At 46.5% G+C, this 1,243-nt stretch carries 1 protein-coding gene; it reads right to left on the bottom strand.

The genetic code is table 11. From position 1 onward, the window contains the following. Positions 1-1,202 (bottom strand): D-arabinono-1,4-lactone oxidase (locus tag A3739_RS17025; RefSeq protein WP_156502645.1); only part of this gene is annotated, 1,202 nt, incomplete at its 3' end. Positions 1,203-1,243 lie beyond the last annotated feature (41 nt).

Raw genomic sequence — 1,243 nt, 5'->3', positions numbered from 1 at the left:
CCGCCGTACTTTTGAAAAATAGGTTCAATGGCTGCAAATAAGGGGGAGTGGTCTTCTTCAAAATAACGATGTACAGCAATAGATATACTGTCTCGCTTATAAAACGGAGATAGCCAACAATCGTCAGCTTTTACAAAACGGCATTCAAACGGGAAAAAGACCTGCTGAAATTGAGATTCGATGAGGCGCTTTATTTCATCAAGCGCTTTGAGGCCATTCTCGACCGGAAGATGATATTCCATTTCGTTAAAACGCACGTTACGTTCAGTGGCGTAAATTTGATGGCTATGATCAATGTTTGTCTCATCACTTAGAGTTTTCATGTACGTGCCGAGTACGAGCTCTCTGAATTCGTTGCTCCAGCCGAGATAATCACGCGCTAGTTTGAGATCCATCAAGCCATTATTGCCATCAAATTCTTCGCGGGCAGTGACTGCTTCGTCTGTTTCATCCAAGGCATCGCTTAAAATCATTCCCGTAAAAGGAATGACATAAAACTCAAAGTTTCGATGCGCTTTCGAAAATGCTTCGGCTTGCGCCAAACCTTCTTCGTATTTGTGCCAGCGCGCTAATCGACGGAGTTTAAATGGCTCTCGGTTTTGCATTCGAATGCGCGTGATTAATCCAATTGTTCCAAGACCAACCTGAGCTGCTTTAAAGACATCGTGATTAGTGTCGTTATTGCAGGTGAGTAACTCGCCCTTCGCAGTGAGTAATTCAATTTCAGTTGTATAGGCGGATAAACACTGTAGCGCGCGGCCTGTGCCGTGGGTAGCTGTGCTAATCGCGCCGGCAAGTGTTTGTCGATCAACATCTGGCATGTTGATCATGGCTTGTCCCATCTCGTTGAGTGCCGGGCCAACTGAGCTTAATTGTGTGCCTGCTGCGATATCGGCTTGCATGATTTTATCGACGGCTTGAGTCACGCCGCGGATATAGCTCGTACTAATCAAGGTATGATCGGTTGGGACGAGTGCTGTAAAGGAATGTCCTGAGCCTACAGAGCGCATTTTTCCTTGGTTGTTGCGCAGCCATGTTTGCAGATCCGCTAAATTTTGCGGCGCAATACGTGCACTCGGTACGCAGCGTTGATTGCCTGACCAGGTTTTCCACGCCAGTGCAGAAGTCGATAACGCAATATTGGGTACGGCGCTCGATAAACATGCAGCAACCATCGATTTTAGTAAGTCTCTGCGCTGCATAGCTATTTCTCCGCTTCGTGTTTTTGAGTGTTTGGAGATTG

This window comes from Oleiphilus sp. HI0067 (genome assembly GCF_001635735.1).
The sequence above is the reverse complement of the archived record's forward strand: the minus strand, read 5'-3'. Positions and strand labels throughout refer to the sequence as shown.